Here is a 19475-nt window from a genome sequence, read left to right as displayed (position 1 = left end):
GAGCGCCGGTTTTTTTTCGCCCCTGAAAAATCAGGTAAGCTGCGCCCCCGCAAACCCTGCCCCGTGAGGCCACCATCGTGTTCGTCAAAGCCCTTCGAGTCGGCCTCGGCCAGATCATTATCTTCATCGACTTCCTCACCCGCCCCGGCAAGAAGCAGCGCCCCGCCGCCGTCCAGGCTCAGGTCAATGCCGCCGCCAAGGACCTGACCCTGTATCAGTTCCACGCCTGCCCGTTTTGCGTAAAAACCCGCCGCGCCCTGCGCCGCCTCAACGTGCCGGTGGCGCTGCGCGACGCGAAGAACAACGAACAGGACCGCCAGGCCCTGCTCGAACACGGCGGAAAGGTCAAAGTGCCATGCCTGCGCATCGAAGAAAACGGCCAGGTCACCTGGATGTACGAGTCCAAGGTCATCATCGACTACCTGGACAAGCGCTTCGCGGCGGTTTGACTACCCCCTTCTCGTCGTAGCAAGCGGGCAAGCCCGCTTGCTACTGCAACAACCCCTGGCGCACCACCGCCGCCAAACGCTTGAGGCCCTCGTCCAGGCGCTCAGGGGCGATGTGGCTGAAGTTCAGCCGCAGGTGCCCCAGGTTTTCCTCCGGCTGCGGGAAGAACGGCTCGCCTGGCATGAACGCCACGTCCGCCGCCAGCGCCGCCGCAAGCAAGGTGCGCGTGTCCAGCGGTTGCTTGAGGGTCAACCAGAAAAACAGCCCCCCCTGCGGTACCTGCCAGTCAGCCAGGTCGGCGAAGTGGCGCTCCAACGCCTGCTGGAAGGCATCGCGGCGCACACGGTAAAAGCTGCGTAGCTCACTCAAGTGTTCGGTGTACTTCTCGCTGCCCAACCATTGCAGCGCCTGCCACTGGCCGACGCGGTTGGTGTGCAGGTCAGCGCTCTGCTTGAGTTTGAGCAGATAGGGGAACAGGTCCGGGCTGGCGATCAGGTAACCCACCCGCAGCCCAGGCAGCAGGGTCTTGGACACTGTGCCGGTATAGATCCAACTGGCATTTTTCAAGCGGCTGACAATGGGCGTGGCCTGGCCACCGTCGAAGGTCAGTTCGCGGTACGGCTCGTCCTCGATCAGGGTCACGCCAAACTCATCGAGCAACGCCGCCACGCCATCGCGCTTGGCTTCGCTGTAACGCACCGCCGAGGGGTTCTGGAAGGTCGGGATCAGGTAGATGAAGGCCGGGCGATGGCGCTCCAGCCGTTCGCGCAGGCAGGCCAGGTCCGGGCCGTCGGCCTGCTGGGGCACGGTCAGGCAGTCGGCGCCGAACAGCTGGAAAATCTGCAACGCCGCCAGGTAGGTCGGCGCTTCCAGGAGGATTTCGGTGCCCTTGTCGATGTACAGCTTGGCGGCCAGGTCCAGGGTTTGCTGCGAACCACTGACCACCAGCACCTGGCTCGCCTCGCACGGCACCCCCAGCGCCCGCGCCTGGGCGGCGAGGAGTTCGCGCAGGGCCGGCTCGCCTTCGCTCATGCCGTATTGGCCGATACTGCGCGGCATGTCCTGCCATTGCACCTGGGGCAGCATGGCTTCGGCCGGCAACCCACCGGCGAAGGACATCACCTCCGGACGCTGGGCCGCAGCGAGGATTTCACGGATCAAGGAACCTTTAAGGCGCGACACACGTTCAGAGAAAGCCATGGAGAGTCACCGGTAGCGAAGGCGGAGAAAAATACGTCAAACTGCTTGACCGAAATTACGCCGCCCGCCACGGATACGTCAATATGCTTGACCTTAAACACTGCGCCTCGCAACAAGCCGCCATGCAGGCGTTTTTCTTCGGCTACCAGGCGTTTACCGCCAAGGCCGACGAAATGCTCGAACGCCGGGGCCTGAGCCGGGTACATCAGCGCATCGTGTTTTTCATCGCCCTGCACCCCCACCTGAGCGTCACCCAACTGCTGGCCCTGCTGGGGGTGAGCAAGCAGGCGCTGAACATGCCGTTGCGCCAATTGCAGGAAATGCACCTGGTCAGCAGCGTCGCCAGCCAGGCCGACAAGCGCAAACGCCTGCTGGAGTTGACCGAGGACGGCGCCCGTTTCGAGCAGGCCCTGCGCCGTGAACAAGTGAAACTGCTGGAGCGGGTGTTCGCCCAGGCCGGCGAAGCGGCGGTGGATGGCTGGTTGACGGTGAACAAAGCTCTCGCCGAACGCCCCTGAACCGGCGCCGTGCAGCACGCGGGCTTGCCCGCGCTGGGGTGCGCAGCAGGCCCAATCCCTTTCAAGCCGAGCGCGTTTACGGCCACTACGCGGCCGAGCGCGGGCAAGCCCGCTTGCTACAGAGGGTTGGCCTTTCGTCATTTTTCGGATACACAATCTAAAACATTAATTGCTTTATTTGTATACAAAAGCATAATTCGCTTCGTGCGAGTTCCTGACCAATAAGTCAATAAAACCCGCCAGCCATGCTCACCTCAAAGAGCCGCTGCCCACCCGTGCGTGCCCGGCTCTGGAAATAACAATAAAACGCTTGAGGAGTACTCGCTGTGGATAGCCGCAAACCCCAATCCCCGACGCTGGATCTTTCGCCGCCGCTACGCCAGGGCTGGCTGGAACGCCTGTTCAAGTTGAACGCCCATGGCACCACGGTGAAAACCGAACTGATCGCCGGGCTGACCACGTTCATCACCATGGCCTACATCATTTTCGTCAACCCCAACATCATGGCCGACGCCGGCATCGACCACGGTGCGGCCTTCGTCGCCACGTGCATCGCCGCCGCCCTCGGTTGCCTGTTGATGGGCCTGTACGCCAACTGGCCGGTCGGCCTGGCGCCGGGCATGGGGCTGAACGCGTTTTTCACCTACACCGTGGTCGGCACCATGGGCTACCACTGGGAAACGGCCCTGGGCGCGGTGTTCGTCTCCGGCGTGCTGTTCATGTTCCTGACCTTTTCACGCATCCGCGAATGGCTGCTCAACAGCATCCCGGTCAGCCTGCGCTATGCCATGGGCGCCGGCGTGGGGCTGTTCTTGGGGCTGATCGGCCTGAAAACCGCCGGCATCGTCGTCGATAGCCCGGCCACCCTGATAAAGCTCGGCTCCCTGCGCGAACCCGGCCCGCTGCTGGCGGCGGTGTGCTTTTTGATGATCGCCATCCTCAGTTACCACCGGGTGTTCGGCGCCATCCTTATCAGCATCATCACCGTGACCCTGGCGGGTTGGGGCCTGGGCCTGGTGCAGTACAGCGGCATCCTGTCGGCGCCGCCGAGCCTGGCGCCGACCTGGATGGCCATGGACGTGGCCGGTGTATTCAATATCAGCATGATTAGCGTGGTATTGGCGTTCCTTTTTGTGCACATGTTCGACACCGCCGGCACCCTGATGGGCGTGGCGCAACGGGCCGGGCTGGTGAACGCGCAAGGGCGCATCGAAAACCTCTCGCGCGCCATGAAGGCCGACAGCGCCTCCAGCGTGTTCGGCGCGGTGGTCGGCGTGCCGCCGGTGACCAGTTACGTGGAAAGTGCCGCCGGCGTGGCCGCCGGGGGGCGCACCGGGCTCACGGCCGTCACCGTGGGCGTGCTGTTCATTGCGGCGATGTTTTTCGCCCCACTGGCCGGGATGATCCCCGCCTACGCCACTGCCGGCGCACTGATCTACGTGGCGATGCTGATGATGGGCGGCATGGCCCATATCGAATGGGACGAAGCCACCGACGCCATCCCGGCCATCGTCACGGCAATCATGATGCCCCTGACCTTCTCGGTGGCCGACGGCATCGCCCTGGGTTTTATCACCTACGTGGCACTCAAGGCCGGCACCGGAAAACACAAGGAAATCTCGGTGAGCCTGTGGGTGCTGTGCGCAATCTTCATCGCCAAATTCGTCTTTCTTTAAAAACGGGAAAAGGCAGCGGCACGCCGCAAGCTCTTAACTTGCCGCTTGCCGCTCACAACTAAAAGCTGGAGTAATGCTATGAGTCTGGAAACCTGGTTGTTGTTCAGTGGCGCGGCGTTGGTGGTGATTCTCATCCCCGGCCCGCTGTCGTTGCTGATGATCGGCAACAGCCTGAACTACGGTTTGCTGCGTTCGTACCCGGCGTTTCTCGGGGGTGTGGTGGCGTCGATCTGCCTGTTGAGCGCTTCGGCCCTGGGCCTGGGCGCACTGTTGCTGGCCTCGGAGCAGCTGTTCAGCGCCCTGAAAATCGTTGGCGCGCTGTACCTGTTCTACCTCGCCTGGCAGAGCTGGCAGCAGTCGCGGCAACCGGCCCGGGCGGCCCAGGTGCCCCAAGCCGCCATCGCCCCGCGTTTTCGCAGCCTGTTTGGCCGCGCCTTTGTGCTGGGGGCCAGCAACCCCAAGGACATCCTGTTTTTTGCGGCATTTTTGCCGCAGTTTCTCAGCGCCGAACACGCCTTTTTGCCGCAGTTGCTGGTGATGATCGCCACCTGGACCGTGCTCGACCTGCTGTGCAAGCTGGCCTATGGCCTGGGGGCCCATGGCGCTGCGCGTTACCTGCGCAGCGGCAAGGGCCAGAGTTGGTTCAACCGCGTCAGCGCCGGGCTGTTCAGCGGGGCCGGGGCGGCCTCGCTGCTCAGCCGCTAGGCCACGTCAGGACAGGCTGTCGTCGACACGCACCACAAAGAAGACCGGCTCTTCCACGGTTTGCACACCAACCATGAACTTGGCCACGCGGCCCTCGCTCTGAGCCGTGCGCAGCCTTTGTACGGCGTCCGGGTTGCGGCATTTTTCGACGAATGCCTCGACCCAGCGCCCCACGATAGGTACGTACAGGCCCCGGCCGATGATGTCGCGGAACAACATTAGGTACACCGTCTGCGACCCTGGGCGGGTGAACATCATCATGTTCAAGTCGGTGACCCCGGCCTGCAGCTGATAGCCATTGCGGCTCAAAATCCGGTCGGTAAAGCCAATATCGCCCATCGGCAGGTAGCCCTGTGCTTTGATGTCCTCCTCGTCGAGACGGAAGTTCAGCCGACGAAAAGTGTCGAGGCGGCTTTCGGAGCTGATGGAGTGCGTGCGCCCCGAAAGCAGCCGCGCTTCGGCCAACAAGGTCAACGGATCGCTCATGCTCGCCACCGGCGCGGCTGTCTTCGCCCGCCAGGCATGCAGGGTGTAGGAGGTGTTGAGCAGGCGCGTGGCGGTCAATTCCCCGACAGACTCGGCGTCTGCCACCTGAAACAGCCGTTCGGCCAATACCCAGAGGGACTGGGTGGTCAAGTTGGGGTACAGGTCATCGATGAACCTGTGCAAAGGCTTGTGGAACAGCGGCAGCGCCACCTTCCAACCGACACCGGCCTTGAAAGTCACCAGGCGCGGTTGGTCGCTGGGGTCGAGCGCCACTTTTTGCCACACGCCTTGCAGGTCGTCGCCGGCCCAGGACGGCGGCTTGAGAAACACGCTACCGGCCCTGGGGCTGGGGCCGTCGGGAAGGATTTCGTAGTAGCTGCCATCAATTTCGATCGCCGGGTAAATACCATCCTTGCTCACCACCCGATACACCGGCATAGCCGTTTCCAAGTCGCTGACCCGGTTCAGGTCACGCCCCTCCAGCACCTGCCCCCAAGTGGTCCAATCTTGCCCCGTGTCGGGCCGTGGCCGCTTGGGCGGCGTCACCACCGCTGGCAAGGCCGGGCGTTTGGAGGGGCCGGCACTGGTGGAGGGCTGGGGTTGGCTGACATGCCCATGAAAGTACGGCTTGGCCCAATCCGGCAGGGTGCCGCGGGTACGGATCAGGTCCTCGGCCAGGTCCAACTCCATGCGGCGCTGGCGGGCCTCGGGAAAGCGGAACTGATCGAGGTAGACCCGCGCCTCTTTCAAGGAAAACCGCGGAAAGGCCACCTGTAACCGCGTGGGGGCGATAAAGCTTTTACCACCGCCCTTGAGCCCCGGCGCATCGGCGTAGCGCCAGGTGCCGTCGGCCTGGCGGGCCACGGGCCGTTTGTAATAGGCACCGGGGCGGCGCATATCCACCAGGCGCCAGGTCAGGTCATCGCGCTGGAGCTGGAACCAACGCCCCGCGTCTTCGATGAAGTAACGGGCGAAACCGCCCTGGGCGGGCAGGTTTTCGTAGACACCATCGCTGCGCAGGGTCAGGGGTTCGGGCTTCTTGCCCACTGCGAACCGCGGGTTCAGGACGGTCGGGCGGCGGACCCGGCCGGTGGGCGGTTGGGCGACATCGGACGCAAGATCGGCAAAGTGGGTGATGACCCGTAAGAACTGGCCCTGGGCCTCCTCGTACTGTTCGCGGCGCAAAGCGTCGATGCCATTCCACACCGCCAACAGGCTGCGGCCCAGCGCCAGCGGCGCGAGGATTTTCAGCGGCAATGCAGACGACACCACGTCCAACACGGCTTCCAGTACATCCAGGCTGGTATCGCGGTCGCTTTCCCCGGTGGTGGTGCTCTGGGCGTCGACATCGGCGAGCAGGCGCTCCACCTGCGCCGCGTAGGCCTGGTGCAGAAAATCCCCCTTGATCGGTTGCAAGGCCAACTCCGTGCCCCGCACGCCTCGTTGTAACAGGCGCGCCACCTCGGGGCGGGCGGTCAGCGCCGCACGGCTGACGAAGTAGTCCCGCAGGTGGCTGTCAGACAACAACCCGGCCACCAGGGCCGCACGGCTTTCGTATTCACGAAAACGCACGCCGCCCGGTGCCTGAGGCGTATAGATGACCAGCGACGGCACCGACTGCACTGCCGTCGGGGCGAACACCAGGACGTCAAGCAAGGTCGCGCCCTGCACCAGCAACTGCTGGACCTGGATGCGATGGCCCTCGACCGCAAGGCGCCGGTCATCGTCCACCGGGTGCTCCAGCACGCTGTTGACCCAACCGAACCCTCGGGCCTGGCGGTCATGGGCGAACGCCCCGCTGATTTTCGCCTCCAACAGGTCCACCCGCAGTTGCGCGGCCATCAGCGCCGCGAAGCGCTCCTGGTCCGCTTGGGCCTGGGGGCCATGGAGCAGGCGTTCACGCAGAAAGCGCTCGTAGGATTGGCCGATGTTCAGCGCCCGCACGATGTCTTTCACCTCGGCGCTAGACAACCCCTTGGCGTCGCCAGAAATGCGCGCAGTCAAGGCGTAGTCGATGTCCAGCGCGCCCACATTCTCCAGCAGCAGGGCCGTCAGGCTGCGGGTGTTGTGCACCAGGGTCAGGGTCGGCCCGGTGCGGTCCAGGCTCATGGCCGTGCTGTAGGCCGAGGCGCCGGGCGGGATCAGCGGCCCGGTCTGGTAGGCCTTGGTGGTGGTAATCAGCACCTTGTCCGGGTCGATCTGCACCCCGTAATGCAGTTGCACATAGGGCATCACTTCCTGCCGGGCATAGGCCAGGAGCAACGCGCGGTCGCCGAATTGGGCGAGGGAAGGCAAGCCCTGCAGCTCCGTGCCCTGTACCTGCTCGCGGTAGTCGGCCACCGCGTTCAGCCACTGGTCGCGGTCCTCGGCCGAAGCCCCCTTGAGCCAACCCGCCAGGCCCTTGGCCAGGCGTTTTTGCTCGCGGGCCGCCAGCACATCGCGGCCTTGCAAGGTGTGTTCCATGGCAACGGCTTGGGTGAGGGCTTGCTCCCAGTCCGCGTCCGGGTCGCTATGGGCCTGCTCCAGGGCGTGACTCAGGTTAGCGAGTTGGGTGGCGCGCAGGGTTTGCCAGGTTTGCTCGAACACATCTTCTGCCAGCTCGCGGTAGCGCAATGCCGGCGCGGCCAACGCTTGCACCCGCGCAACGTCGGCGCGGGCCAGCGACTGGAAGACGAACTCGAACTCGCTCGCGGCCTGCCAGCGCCGCTTGAGGGCCTCGTCCAGGGCCTTGAGGGAGTCAAACTCCTCCAGGCCCCGGCCTGGGCTGTAGAGCAGCGCCGCGCCGGTGTCCGCTTCCGGCGCCAAGTCGCTGGCGACCGTTGTTTGCGCGATGGAATACACACCGCTGATGTCCTTGACCGCATTGCCATCGCGCTCGGTGATGATAAAGGCACCCGCCACAGGCATACGCCGCTCCCCTACCTGCAATGCCACCTCATAGAGTGCGGGGCGCAACGACACCGGCAAGGCCTTGCGCACAGCCGCCGAGGGGTACAGCAGCACCTGCTCGGCCAGGCTCTTGTTGGGCGCCGCCAGGGTTTCATCGGCATACAGCAGGTCGACTTCAGCCTGTAACTGTTCGCGGCGGATCTCCAGCAGCCGCGCCTGGCGGGTCTGCGCCGAGGACGGTGCCCGCGGTGCGCTCCAGTAGCGGTCCAGGGCCTGGCGATAGTGGCCCGCGGCATCGCCGCCAAGGCGGTTGATGAAGTTCTCGAACGCCGCCATGTCCAGATCCGCGATGGCCTCGCCCTGGGTATCGAGCAGTTGGGTCGCGGTCGCCGCGTAGGTCTGCGGTCGCCCCAGGCGCATGCGCTCATGCAACTCGTCCGTCACCCGGGGCGCCTGCATGACCTCGCGCAGTTCGTTCACGCTGTCGCCCAACTCTTTGAGTTCGCGCCAGACAAAACACTGGCTCATTAATGGCGCCCGCGAAAAGGTCATCGCCCAGGCCTCTTGCGCCATGCTGTCGAAGCTCGGCTGCCCCGCCAGCAGCGTGCGTAACTCGCCATCCAGGCGCGTCAACGTGTCCAACAGGCGCACCTGGGTCGAGGCACTGCGCAGGGCAGAAACCTTGATGGGGGCGGCCGGCAAAACGGAAGGTGTCGTCATGTTCAAAATCCCTAAACGAGGTTGAGTCCGTTCAGCATGCCGACGCCGCTTCGCCAAAGGTCTTTACATAGATATCGCCAGGGTCCGCCCGTCACAGCGGCCGATAATCGGTGCTGCCCATTTTCACGAAGTACACCGTGGCGTAGCTCGGGTCCGGGCCGCCATGGATGCCACCCAGAAGCCTGACCAGGCGCTGTTGCTCCATCGCCTCTTTCACCGGGCCCCACACATCGTCGATGGATCTACGCCGGGAGCGAAACTGCAGCTCGAACCACCCATTGGAAAGCTGGAAAAACTCGTTGCGGGAGGTCAGGTCAACCCAGCCCCGGTCGACCCAGCGAGTGAGTATGAAATAGAGATTGTTGGACGCCGGGTGGGTGCAGACAAAATTGACCAGCGTCGATGAGTAGCCCTTGAACACGTCCCGCACCACGAAGCCTTGGCGTTGCAGGATGGTCCTGACGGCGTCCTGGGCCGCCATGGACCTTGCCTGCGAGCGCGGCAACTGCATCTCCTGTGCACTAGGCAACGGCAGCGGCAGGTCGAAATCCAGGCGATGAAAACCCGGGCCGTCCGTCGCCGCGCCCATGTAGATACCGGTTCTCGACTGGCGGTCGGTGGGCCTGAGCAGGCGCAGCAGGTCGTCGGTTTGGGCCGTGCCTGCGACCATGGACGCCTGCCAGCGGTCGAGGGTGTCGCGAAGGTTGAGCAGGCGCGTGGCGGTGCTCAGGCGCCCGTAGTCCGCTTGTTCGATGAGGCGCTCGGCGGCAAACCGGCCACTGAGCCGGGTTATCCCGGGGAACGCCCCCCGCACCGAGTCGCTGATGGTGCGGGTGAACAACGGCGTACGGGCCTGCCACTGGCCATTGCTTTCAAAGGTCATGGGAATGGCTTGCTGAGCGGTGTCGCGCCCCAGCCAGCGACTCAAATCATTGATGGCATTGCCGCTTGTGGTTTCGGTTCGCCTGAGGAAAAGGGTTTTTTCGGGGATTTTCGAGCCGTTGGGCAGCACTTCATAGTAGTACTCGCCGATCTTCACTGCGTCATAGGGCCGACGCCCCATCACCCGGAACAACTGGCGCGCCGGCAGGACTTCGTGGGGCGGGTTGTCGGCCAGGGTCAACCCCCAGGCGTGCCAATGGGTCGATGCCAGGGGCGGCTGCAACCACACACGCAACACTGGCGGCTGCGCGGGCATGCGCCATTCGGTGCCGGTGGTGGGGCTGTCCCAGGGCCGCCAACCGGGGGTAGCCTGGCGCGTCGCGGCGCGGCTGGACCCAGGTTGAGGTTCGGGGGCATCGGCACCCAGCAGCCGTTCACCGGGTTCGTCGAGGTACAGAATCAGTTCATCAGCGCTGCTGGCGTCGGTTTTTCTCAAGCGCACAAAGGGCTCGCCCTTGCGCCGGTAGACCGGGTAACGGGCGTCGCCATCGACCAGAAACTGCTGGCCATGCTTGACCTGGGTGCCCTTGTCGAAAGGGCCGCGCAGGACGATGGCGCCCTCGGCGTCGAGGGACTTTTGATAGCGTTGCAGTCCTGGCAGGGGCTTGGCCCGCGTCGGCACCGCCAGGCTGGAATGGCCCTGGTTGTGCAACGCCTGGCGTTTGCGCAGCAGGCTTAGGGCGGGCGCTGGGCGCAATTTGGCCGCTGTACCGGCCTTGGCCGGTGGATAGAGGATCAGCGCCAGGTCGACGGCCACCATGAGCGCCAGGTAGACCACGTCCACGCCATCGTGGGCATTGCCGCTGTGATACAGCCGGCGGATCGCCAGCAGCAATTCGTAAACCTGCACCAGCGATCCGAGTATCGGCACCAGGCCCAGTAGCCCACGCACCCGCGCCGCCGATTGCTCGTCCAGACGCCACTCGCGGTACTCATCCAGCGCTTGGCCCGAGTTACCACTTGCGCGCACGCGCCGCTGGCGCTTGAGCACCTGGGCGTGGGCCAACACCTGCAGCACGTCATGGCCGCTGGTCGGTGTGACGCCCAGCCACTGGCCGGGGGCGTTGGCCCGCTGCTTGGCGATCTCGTTTTCGATGTCTTGCAGGGTGACCACCGGGAACACATTCACATCGTTTAACCACAGCGATGTGGACTTGGCCACCATCCACATCCTGTCCAAATGATTGGGAAAAAGCAGCCGCCGCAGTTGCTCCAGTTCCTGGTCCCAGGCCAAGGGCGGGGCGACCGTGCGGACCGTCCCCGGATAACTCTCGATGGCCTGCGCCTCCCAACCGGCGGCCACCCGCTGGGCCAACTCCGTGACATAGGGCGGCGCGGCACAGCGTTGCATCAGTGCCTGCAAGGCCTCTTGCTCACTGGCGTGGGCGGTGATGGCCGGATGGCCTTGAACCCCCGGCCAATAGAGCACCCACACGGATGACACCTGGTCGTGAATCAGTAGCACCTCCGCCACATGTCGCGCCTTTTGCGACGTGGCGCCGGCCAGGTGGATAAACGCCAATTGCAGGCGATGGCCGTTGCGCTCCAGGTCCGCCGCGGTGCGCGCCGCCAGGGCAGTGGTGAACAGGCTCTGAGCGTTGGCCGAGAGGCCTTGTTCCCGGGCGCTGTACAACTCCACCTGGGCGCGCTGCTTCAAGACCCGCTGCAGCAGCGCCTTAACCAGCGGCTCGCCCGCGGCTGCCGTGCCATCGCCGTAGAAGGCCTGCTCGATGAGGCGTTCATAGCGCCCGCTCAGGTTCAGGTCCGACAGGGTGTCGATCAAGTACGCAGGCGAGAGCCGGGTTTTCCAGGCCGGGTCCAGGTACACCGTGTGGTTGAGGCGCCATAGGGTCCAGGGCGCGGCAGGGTCGAGGTTATGCACGGCCAGTTGCAACAGGCTGTAGGTGGTGCGCTCCTGGCTGACCCGCTCCACCGGCCCCGAGTCCCCGGCGGGGCTTTGTGGGTGGGATTGCCAGGGGCGGCTGACATCGTCAGGCATGTCGAATAGAGGCTGGTCGATATCCAGGCCGGGGTAGAGCCCGTCCCGGGTCAGGCGCGCGAGCAAGGCCGCGCGGGCATAGGTATCAAAACCCGGTAGACGCTCCAGCAGTTCATGTTCCAGTGCCTGGGCGTTGGCCAGGTAGTGCTGCAACAGATGCCGGTAGCGCCGGCGCGTCGCGGCGTCGGCGCCTGCAAACCACGGTGCCAGGGTCTTGCGGTGCTCGGCGGCGAGCCGCAGCAGGCGCACGTTGACCAGCGCCACATCCCGCGCGGCGCTGCTCGGCGCCGCCAAGCGCTCGGCCAGTTCGCGGCGCAACAACCCCAACGCCAAGCTGGCGTCGCTGACTTCACTGAAGGGCTGGCCACCCTCGTCGAGCCACTTGAGAGTCTTGAAAAAGCCCTTCACCAACCCTTTGAAGCTATAGCCCAGCACCTGTTCCTCGATCACCCCATAAGCCACCTCCAGTTTTCGCCCAGCGCCCAACGCCGCGACCTGCACCCGCACGCCAGCGCGTTCATGGCGGCCGATGCAATCCCACAGCACCGAGCCGTCGGGGCTGTTAAGGCTGGCGTCGAGGGCGCTGCTCAGTTGCGCCAGCGAGGCGAATGGGGTGAGGCCACCCTGCCCGCCCCCCACATACAACAGCACCGGTTGCCCCACGCTGTGGTCCGCCAGTGCCTGGGCGGTGGTCACCACGAAGGCGCCGGTAAGTTGGCACAACGGTTGGCCGACGCTGATGTGCAGGGCGCGGGTATCACTGGCCGGACGGCGAGTGGCGAACGACTCATCGAGCACTTCGCTCAGCAGGTCCAACGCTGCGCTGTCGATCAGGTTCAGGCGCTGTTGCAGCCGCATCTCATCTCGCAGGGCCTGGCGTTGCAGCACCAGGTGCAGCACCGCGTGGCTATGCCCGGCCTTCGCCTTTTCATTCCAGAACGGGCGCTGATCGAAGCGCGCGACCTGTTGCTCGATGTAGTCATGCAATTGCGTCACTCGCGCCTGCCAGTGCTCCTGCAAGACCACCCACTGACTGAAGGCTTCGGTCTCGGCCGCCGGGTCAGCGCTGTCCAGCAGGCCCAGCAGGCCGTTTTCGTAGCGCCGCACCGCGTGCTCGCGGGTGCGCACCGCCAGGCTCGCGGCCAGGGCATCGAAGCTGATCTCCCGCGCGCGGCGTTGCTCGTCCCAGCCCAGGAGGTGCTCCAAGGCCCGACGCAGGTTCGGACAGCCCACGCCTGCGCTGCGGTCGGCCTCCACGTGGGCGATCAGCGGGGCCAATCCCTGCTCCGGGGGCGTGTCGCCGCGGATGCTCAGCCAGGCCAGGTCGATGCCCAGGGCACAGGCCAGTTCGTTGTCCCTTTGCAGGTGCAGCAGGCTACTGGCGCTGTCGCCCACGGCGTCGCCAGCAATCAAGGCCACCGGGGTAAAGCTGAACGGCATCGGCTGGCGGAAGCGAGCATCAAGCAGGTCAGTACGCCAACGCAGGGGCAGGCGCTGCCACAGCCGGGCCTGATCGTGGCCATTGAGCAACGCGGGCAGCTTGAACTCCAGCTCGGCCAGGGAGGCAAACTCATGGAACTCGCGCGTCAGCCCCGGCACGTACACCACTTGCTGGCTGTGCTCGGCGCCGGGGGCATAGGCGATATGCAGCGCACCGCCAATGGCCACCCGGGCCTGGCCCTCCCCAGCCCATACCAACTCGCGCACCTGCACCTGGGCCCAGGGCCCGCCGGCCAGGGCGCGATCCTCGGGCGTGGGGGCGTCGAGCAAACGCTGGACCAGGTCGAACCCGGTCTCGGACAACTCGTACAACTGGTGGGCGATAAACGCCTTGTCCGCCAACAGGCTGCGGTACAACGCCCGCCATTGCGCCGTGCGCGAATGCCGGGCGCCGTCCGCCAGTTGCGCCCAATACTGGTCGGTGGCCGCCTGCACCTGCGTGCGTAAATCCAGCGCCAGGAGGCGGGCGCGGGTGCCTTCGGGCGCAGTCTCGTCCCCGGGAGGCTGGCGCATCAGGCGCAACGCCCACTCTAAGGCGCTTGCCGATAACCGGGGGGCGTCAGGGGCATCGGGTTCCAGAAACAACACCGTCTCGGGAGCCAGGCCCAAGTGCTGTTGCACCGCCTCGCCCACCCACGTTGCGATACGCGGCGCCCGCTCGATCAGGCGCCGCAGGGCACGGGCCGCTTCGCTGCAGCGCAGGTGCGCGGCGTGCAGGTCGTTGATAAAGCGGCTGGGGTGGGCGGCCTCTTCGAGGCGGCGGGTCAGGCAATCGCGCACGCGCGCCTGAAACCCGTCGTGCTCAAGCCACGGCAGGTGGTCGCCGGGCTCGGCCAAAGGCGTGGTCGGTGGGGTCATATCGGGCCTCTTCGCGCAGTCAAAACCCGAGCCTAAAACCCCACGCAGCGCGCCGTGCCCTAGATAGTTAACGCCTGGGCCACGGTAAATCCCGGGCGAAAAAAAGCCCGCAGTGTGAGCGGGCGAAAGACCAGAGAAGCTCGATGCGCGAAAGCTTCTTTAAGTGAGATGGCTAGCTTGGGGTTTAGCTACCTCGGTAGGTCGAATAGCTGTAGGGCGAAATCAGCAGCGGCACGTGGTAGTGCTCCTGCTCGGCGCTGATGCCAAAACGCAGCACCACCACATCCAGAAACGCCGGCTCGGGCAGTGCCACACTACGGGCGCGGTAGTAATCGCCGGCATGGAATTGCAGTTGGTAAACGCCCGTGCGGTAGTCCCCGCCTTGCAGCAGCGGCGCGTCGCAACGGCCATCGGCGTTGGTCAGCGTGCTGGCGACCAATTCCAGCTGCGAACCCTCGACCCGATACAGCTCGACCTTGATCGAGCTGCCAGGGCAACCGTGTGCGGCATCCAATACGTGAGTAGTCAAACGTCCCATTGATTCTGCGGGCCCTTGTGCGGTGTGTACCGCCAGGCCTCGCGCCTCCCGGAGTCAGTGAAATGTGGAGGCCGCACCGTTTCAGATCGTGAAAAGGTGCGGCGCGGAGCTGATTAAGACACTTTCAACAAAAATTGTACACAATAGATCCAGATTTTTTTCCACGCTTCAACCCAGGGCTGCCGTCACCGGGAGACAGCCCCCCGCCACAGGCGGCCCAGACCTTTCGTCCAACAACTGACTAACGAGGCAGGTTTCTTGCAGTGCTCCCCGGCCAACCCGAAAATGAAATTGGGGAAAAAACAGGCTTACAAATTGAATATAAACTTGTATACAATCAGCCCATCGCTGTGACGCCAGCCTGCCCCTCCACCGTCAGGCCGCCACGCCACCCTTTGCTACTGACCTAGCCACGAACAAGAAGGAACCACGCAGTGAGCGCTGACTACCCACGCGACCTGATCGGCTACGGCCCCAACCCCGTGCACCCACACTGGCCGGGCAATGCCCGTATCGCCCTGTCCTTTGTCCTTAACTATGAAGAAGGCGGCGAGCGCAACATCCTGCACGGTGACAAGGAGTCGGAGGCCTTTCTGTCGGAGATGGTCTCGGCCCAGCCGCTGCAAGGCGAGCGCAACATGAGCATGGAGTCGCTGTACGAGTATGGCAGCCGTGCCGGCGTGTGGCGGGTTCTGGCGCTGTTCAAGCAATTCGACATCCCGCTCACCGTGTTCGCCGTGGCCATGGCTGCCCAGCGCCACCCGGACGTGATCCGCGCCATGGTCGCCGCCGGCCACGAGATCTGCAGCCACGGCTACCGCTGGATCGACTACCAGTACATGGACGAGGCCCAGGAGCGCGAGCACATGCTCGAAGCCATCCGCATCCTCACCGACATCAGCGGCGAACGCCCGCTGGGCTGGTACACCGGCCGCACCGGGCCCAACACCCGGCGCCTGGTGATGGAAGAAGGCGGCTTCCTCTACGACAGCGACACCTACGACGACGACCTGCCCTACTGGGAAAGCCGCAACCCCACCGGCAAGGCGCACCTGGTGATCCCCTACACCCTGGACACCAATGACATGCGCTTCACCCAGGTGCAGGGCTTCAATACCGGCGACGACTTTTTCAACTACCTCAAGGACGCTTTCGACGTGCTCTACGCCGAAGGCAGCGAGGCGCCGAAGATGCTTTCCATCGGCCTGCACTGCCGCCTGATCGGCCGCCCCGCGCGCCTGGCCGCCCTCAAGCGCTTTATCGAATACGCCAAGGGCCACGAGCAGGTGTGGTTCACCCGCCGCGTCGATATCGCCCGCCATTGGCACGACGTCCACCCATTCCAAGGGGCCGCGCAATGACCGCGTTCCAAACCCTCAAGCCTTCGACGTTGAGCCGCGAGGCCTTCGTCGAGGCCTTTGCCGACATCTACGAACACTCGCCATGGGTGGCCGAAAAGGCCTTCGAGCTGGGCCAGGACCCTTCGATCGACGAGATCGAAACCCTGCACCAGCGCATGAGCGACATTTTGTTGAGCGCCGACCACGCCAGGCAACTGGCGCTGATTAACGCTCACCCGGACCTGGCGGGCAAAGCGGCCATCCAGGGCCAACTGACCGAAGCCAGCACCAGCGAACAGGCTGGCGCCGGTATTCACCAATGCTCGAGCGATGAGTTCCAGCGCTTCACCGAGTTGAACGAGGCCTACAAAGCCAAGTTCAAGTTTCCCTTCATCATGGCGGTAAAAGGCAGCAACCGGCACCAGATCCTCGCGGCGTTCGAAACGCGCATCCACAACCCGGTAGACACCGAGTTCCAGTGCGCGCTGAGCGAGATCAACAAAATCGCCCTGCTGCGTTTACTGACCCTATAGCGAGCCTGGCCCGAGCGGCACACAACGCCCCGTCGCCCAGGGCCCTGCAAGCATCCCAAGCCACTTTATTAAAGGCAGACAAGAAGAATGAAAGCTTACGCCGTACCTTTCGAGAAGTTCGTCAACCTGGCCGATGCCCGCCTGGGCACCAAGATCGTTTCGGTCACCGATGACTGGTTCGCCGATGCCAACCGCATGTTCCAGCCGACCCCGGCCGTATGGAAGGAGGGCGTTTTCGATGACAACGGCAAGTGGATGGACGGCTGGGAGTCGCGCCGCAAGCGCTTTGAAGGCTACGACAGCGCGGTGATCCGCCTCGGCGTGCCGGGCCAGATCAAAGGCCTGGACATCGACACTTCATTCTTCACCGGCAACTTCCCGCCCTCCGCGTCCCTGGAAGGCTGCTTCCTGGCCGACGGCGAGCCGGGCGAAAACACCCAGTGGAGCGAAGTGCTGTCGGCGGTGGAGTTGCAGGGCAACAGCCACCACTACCACGAGATCAACAACGAGCAGGCGTTCAGCCACCTGCGTTTCAACATCTACCCCGACGGCGGCGTTGCGCGCCTGCGGGTGTACGGCATTCCGTTCCGCGATTGGTCGGCGGTAGGCGACAACGAACAGCTCGACCTGGCCAGCGCCCTCAACGGCGGCCGGGCCCTGGCCTGCTCCGACGAGCACTTTGGGCGCATCAGCAACCTGCTCAACCCGGGCCGTGGCATCAACATGGGCGACGGCTGGGAAACCGCACGCCGCCGCACGCCGGGCAATGACTGGGTGATCGTCGCCCTGGGCCATGCCGGCGAAGTGGAAAAAATCGTCGTCGACACCCTGCACTTCAAGGGCAACTACCCTGATAGCTGCTCGATCCAGGGCGCATTCGTCAAGGGCGGCACCGACAGCCAGATCGAAACCCAATCGCTGTTCTGGCGGGAACTGTTGCCCAGCCAGAAGCTGGAAATGCACGCCGAACACACCTTCGCCGAGCAGATCAAGGCCCTGGGCCCGATCACCCACATCCGCCTCAACATCTTCCCGGACGGTGGCGTGAGCCGCTTGCGCATCCTGGGCAAGGTGGCCAAGTAAGCGACAACCCGATCGCGAGCAGGCTCGCTCCCACAGGGGAATGAATTCCAGTTGGGGGAGCGAGCCTGCTCGCGATAGCACCAGAGCAAACAACACAGAACCCTGAATAAGAAGAACAGCATGCGCACACTCACGATCGAACCCTTAAGCAAAGAAGCCTTCGCCCCCTTCGGTGACGTGATCGAAACCGACGGCAGTGCTCACTTCATGATTAACAACGGTTCGACCCTGCGCTTCCACCGCTTGGCCGAGGTTGAAACGGCCCTGCCCGAAGACAAGGCGATCATCAGCATCTTCCGCGCCGAGGCGCAGGACATGCCGTTGACCCTGTGCATGCTGGAGCGCCATCCGCTGGGCAGCCAGGCTTTCATCCCGCTGCTCGGCAACCCCTTTCTGATCGTGGTCGCGCCCGTTGGCGATGCACCTGTATCAGGCTTGGTCCGCGCCTTCCGCACCAATGGCAGGCAGGGCATCAATTACCATCGCGGCGTCTGGCACCACCCGGTGCTGACGATCGAAAAGCGGGATGACTTCCTGGTGGTTGATCGCAGTGGCACAGGCAATAACTGCGATGAGCATTTTTTCAAAGAGGATGAGCGGTTGATCCTTGCCCCCCACCAATAAGAGAAGGCCCGCACACCCCACGACGAGGGTGTCGGGCAAGAGGTAAGCACTGTGGAAGCACATTTGATGGAATGGCTGAACCTGAGCGTGCGCTGGGTTCACATGATTACTGGCGTGGCCTGGATCGGGGCCTCGTTCTACTTCGTCTGGCTGGAGAACAACCTCAACCGGGTCAACCCCAAGGATGGCCTGGCGGGCGATCTGTGGGCGATCCACGGTGGCGGTATCTACCACCTGGAAAAATACAAACTGGCCCCGCCGACCATGCCGGACAACCTGCACTGGTTCAAATGGGAAGCCTATTTCACCTGGATGTCGGGCGTCGCGCTGCTGTGCGTGGTGTTCTACGCCAACCCCACGCTCTACCTCCTGGCCCCGGGCAGCAGCCTGAGCGGCCCCGAAGGCGTGCTACTGGGCCTGGGCTCGCTGTTCGTCGGCTGGTTCGTCTACTCCTTTTTGTGCGACTCGGCCCTGGGCAAGCGCCCTGCCCTGCTCGGCCTGATCCTGTTCGTGCTGCTGATCGCGGCGGCCTACGGTTTCAGCAAGGTGTTCAGCGGCCGTGGCGCGTACCTGCACGTGGGCGCCGTAATCGGCACCATCATGGTCGGCAACGTATTTCGCATCATCATGCCGGCCCAGCGCGCGCTGGTGGCCGCCATCGCCGAGAACCGCAGCCCCGACCCGGCATTGCCGGCCAAGGGCCTGTTGCGTTCGCGGCACAACAACTACTTCACCCTGCCCGTGCTGTTCATCATGATTAGCAACCACTTCCCCAGCACCTACGGCAGCCAGTACAACTGGCTGATCCTGGCCGGGATCGCGGTGGCGGCGGTGTTGGTGCGCCATTACTTCAACACCCGCCACAACAGCAATAAGTTCGCCTGGACCCTGCCGGCCGGCGCCCTGGCGATGATCTGCCTGGCCTACGTCACCGGGCCAAAACCCGTGGCCCTGGCCCCGGACACCGCCAAGGCCCCGACCGCCATCGAGTACCAACCCCTGCCGGAAACCGCCCTGGGTGGCGGCGCCAAACCTGCCGCGGCCGCGGCCCCGGCGCAGCAACCGCAAGCGGCCAACGCCCAGGCCGGCAGCGGCGACTTCAGCAAGGTGCATAGCGTGATCCAGGAACGCTGCGCCGTGTGCCATTCGGCCAAGCCCACCAGCCCACTGTTCAGCGCCGCGCCGGGCGGGGTGATGTTCGATACCCCGCAGCAAATCCAGCAACAGGCTGCGCGCATCCAGGCCCAGGCTGTCGCCACGCAGATCATGCCGCTGGGCAACATCACCCAGATGACCCAGCAGGAGCGTGACCTCATCGGCGCCTGGATTGTGCAGGGGGCGCCCACGAACTGATCGCCCCTGGCGAGGGTGATTTATTGTGGGGGCAGGCCCGCCCCCACCATTAGCCCAGGCACGC

13 protein-coding genes are annotated in these 19475 nt (G+C 64.4%); 9 read left to right on the top strand and 4 right to left on the bottom strand.

Annotated elements, in window-relative coordinates; all coding sequences use genetic code 11:
- Window positions 1-77: 77 nt before the first annotated feature.
- Window positions 78-449: a glutathione S-transferase N-terminal domain-containing protein gene (locus tag CKW13_RS04745; protein ID WP_095107440.1), complete on the top strand. Its 372-nt coding sequence runs from the start codon at window positions 78-80 to the stop codon at window positions 447-449.
- A gap of 40 nt (window positions 450-489) precedes the next feature.
- Here CKW13_RS04745 and CKW13_RS04740 read toward each other — a convergent pair whose 3' ends face one another.
- The gene (locus tag CKW13_RS04740; RefSeq protein WP_095107439.1) at window positions 490-1647 is read right to left on the bottom strand and encodes a PLP-dependent aminotransferase family protein; all 1158 of its coding nucleotides are present in this window, start codon (window positions 1645-1647) and stop codon (window positions 490-492) included.
- 83 nt (window positions 1648-1730) lie between these two features.
- On the opposite strand from CKW13_RS04740, the gene CKW13_RS04735 reads away from it, so the two are divergent.
- The 3 genes from CKW13_RS04735 to CKW13_RS04725 all read left to right on the top strand — a co-directional run bounded on the left by CKW13_RS04735 (window position 1731) and on the right by CKW13_RS04725 (window position 4546).
- Window positions 1731-2165: a MarR family winged helix-turn-helix transcriptional regulator gene (locus CKW13_RS04735; RefSeq protein ID WP_095107438.1), complete on the top strand. Its 435-nt coding sequence runs from the start codon at window positions 1731-1733 to the stop codon at window positions 2163-2165.
- A gap of 326 nt (window positions 2166-2491) precedes the next feature.
- Window positions 2492-3841 carry an NCS2 family permease gene (locus CKW13_RS04730; RefSeq protein WP_095107437.1) on the top strand — a complete coding sequence of 450 codons (1350 nt, stop codon included), beginning with the start codon at window positions 2492-2494 and terminating at the stop codon, window positions 3839-3841.
- 78 nt (window positions 3842-3919) lie between these two features.
- The gene (locus tag CKW13_RS04725; RefSeq protein WP_095107436.1) at window positions 3920-4546 is read left to right on the top strand and encodes a LysE family translocator; all 627 of its coding nucleotides are present in this window, start codon (window positions 3920-3922) and stop codon (window positions 4544-4546) included.
- Between the two features lie 6 nt (window positions 4547-4552).
- Here CKW13_RS04725 and CKW13_RS04720 read toward each other — a convergent pair whose 3' ends face one another.
- The 3 genes from CKW13_RS04720 to uraH form a co-directional block, all read right to left on the bottom strand.
- Entirely contained in the window at window positions 4553-8641 is a 4089-nt protein-coding gene (locus CKW13_RS04720) for a dermonecrotic toxin domain-containing protein (RefSeq protein ID WP_141233952.1), read from the bottom strand.
- Window positions 8642-8732: 91 nt separating this feature from the next.
- Window positions 8733-13940 (bottom strand): dermonecrotic toxin domain-containing protein, encoded by a 5208-nt coding sequence (locus CKW13_RS04715; protein WP_095107434.1) that lies wholly within the window; start codon window positions 13938-13940, stop codon window positions 8733-8735.
- A 184-nt stretch (window positions 13941-14124) separates the two neighbouring features.
- Entirely contained in the window at window positions 14125-14478 is a 354-nt protein-coding gene (gene uraH / locus CKW13_RS04710) for a hydroxyisourate hydrolase (protein ID WP_095107433.1), read from the bottom strand.
- Between the two features lie 434 nt (window positions 14479-14912).
- Between uraH and puuE the strand changes: the two genes are divergently transcribed.
- The 5 genes from puuE to CKW13_RS04685 all read left to right on the top strand — a co-directional run bounded on the left by puuE (window position 14913) and on the right by CKW13_RS04685 (window position 19411).
- Window positions 14913-15839, top strand: a complete 927-nt coding sequence (gene puuE / locus CKW13_RS04705; RefSeq protein ID WP_095107432.1) for an allantoinase PuuE — start codon at window positions 14913-14915, stop codon at window positions 15837-15839.
- Window positions 15836-16351 carry a 2-oxo-4-hydroxy-4-carboxy-5-ureidoimidazoline decarboxylase gene (uraD, locus tag CKW13_RS04700; RefSeq protein WP_095107431.1) on the top strand — a complete coding sequence of 172 codons (516 nt, stop codon included), beginning with the start codon at window positions 15836-15838 and terminating at the stop codon, window positions 16349-16351. The genes puuE and uraD overlap by 4 nt, the downstream gene beginning before the upstream one ends.
- An 87-nt stretch (window positions 16352-16438) precedes the next feature.
- The gene (gene alc, locus CKW13_RS04695; protein ID WP_095107430.1) at window positions 16439-17434 is read left to right on the top strand and encodes an allantoicase; all 996 of its coding nucleotides are present in this window, start codon (window positions 16439-16441) and stop codon (window positions 17432-17434) included.
- A 120-nt stretch (window positions 17435-17554) separates the two neighbouring features.
- Window positions 17555-18058, top strand: coding sequence for an ureidoglycolate lyase (locus CKW13_RS04690; RefSeq protein WP_095107429.1), 504 nt, complete (start codon window positions 17555-17557; stop codon window positions 18056-18058).
- A gap of 51 nt (window positions 18059-18109) precedes the next feature.
- Window positions 18110-19411 (top strand): urate hydroxylase PuuD, encoded by a 1302-nt coding sequence (locus tag CKW13_RS04685; protein WP_095107428.1) that lies wholly within the window; start codon window positions 18110-18112, stop codon window positions 19409-19411.
- The last annotated feature ends 64 nt before the right edge of the window (window positions 19412-19475 follow it).

Origin of the sequence: Pseudomonas sp. Irchel 3E20 (assembly GCF_900187645.1) — a bacterium.
Classification (GTDB): domain Bacteria; phylum Pseudomonadota; class Gammaproteobacteria; order Pseudomonadales; family Pseudomonadaceae; genus Aquipseudomonas.
The sequence above is the reverse complement of the archived record's forward strand: the minus strand, read 5'-3'. Positions and strand labels throughout refer to the sequence as shown.